The sequence below is a fragment of the Burkholderia sp. AU4i genome, assembly GCF_000466765.1.
GTDB classification, from domain to species: domain Bacteria; phylum Pseudomonadota; class Gammaproteobacteria; order Burkholderiales; family Burkholderiaceae; genus Burkholderia; species Burkholderia cepacia.
The window spans coordinates 1-952 of record NZ_ASSI01000282.1 but is presented as its reverse complement, the minus strand read 5'-3'; the positions used below and the strand labels follow the sequence as shown (position 1 = coordinate 952).

1 protein-coding gene and 1 pseudogene are annotated in these 952 nt (G+C 68.0%); one reads left to right on the top strand and one right to left on the bottom strand.

From position 1 onward, the window contains the following. Positions 1–284, bottom strand: a pseudogene (locus L810_RS40485) (NADP-dependent malic enzyme); the annotation flags it as partial. A gap of 134 nt (positions 285–418) precedes the next feature. Here L810_RS40485 and thiL point away from each other — a divergent pair. Beyond that, positions 419–952: thiamine-phosphate kinase (thiL, locus tag L810_RS40480; protein WP_042978221.1), on the top strand; the 534-nt coding region annotated here is incomplete at its 3' end.

Sequence of the window (952 nt, the reverse complement as noted above, 5' to 3'; positions counted from 1 at the left end):
GCCGTGCCGTTCGTGACGACGCCGACCAGGTTGCTGCGCGCGGTGAAGCGTGCCGCGTTGAGCGGATTCTCGACGATCTCCTCGCACGCGTACGCGACACCCGGCGAATACGCGAGCGCGAGGTCGCGCTGGTTGATCATCTGCTTGGTCGGGGCGATCGCGATCTTCCCGGGGGTCGGGAATTCGTGATAGTCGAGGGCGGCTTCGCGGAGCTTGGCTTTGGAGGAGGATTGGGTGGACATGTGTCTCGTGACGGGCGGATTAGAATAACTGTTCGACGGCATTGTAGCGCCAATCATCGGCCGCCAGACCGGCGATTCGGGTGCAACAGCCGCGACAAAAATGGTCCGGATGGTGCAGAAGCGCCGCCGTTCGCCTCGTACAATGCCGTTCCTTCAACCGTTCCGGATCGCCCGCCGTGCCAGCCGCCCTCTCCGAGTTTTCACTGATCGAACGCTTCTTCACGCGCCGCGCCGCGCAGGGCGCGCGCGCGTCGACGCTCGGTATCGGCGACGATTGCGCGCTGATCACGCCTCGATCCGGGAAATTGCTGGCCATTTCGACGGACATGCTGGTGGAAGGCCGCCACTTCTTTCCCGATGTCGCGCCCGACGCCCTCGGCCACAAGACGCTCGCGGTCAACCTGTCCGACCTCGCGGCGATGGGCGCCGAACCGCGTGCCTTCACGCTCGCGTGCGCGCTGCCGCGTGCCGACGCGGCGTGGCTGGAAGCATTCAGCAACGGGCTGTTCGCGCTCGCCGAGCGCTACGGCTGCGAGCTGATCGGCGGCGACACCACGAGCGGCCCGCTGAACCTGTGCGTCACCGTATTCGGCGAAGTCGCGCCCGACGCCGCACTGCGGCGCGATGCCGCGCGCGACGGCGACGACGTCTGGGTGTCCGGCACGCTCGGCGACGCGCGCGCCGGCCTCGGCGTCGCGCGCGGCGAATGG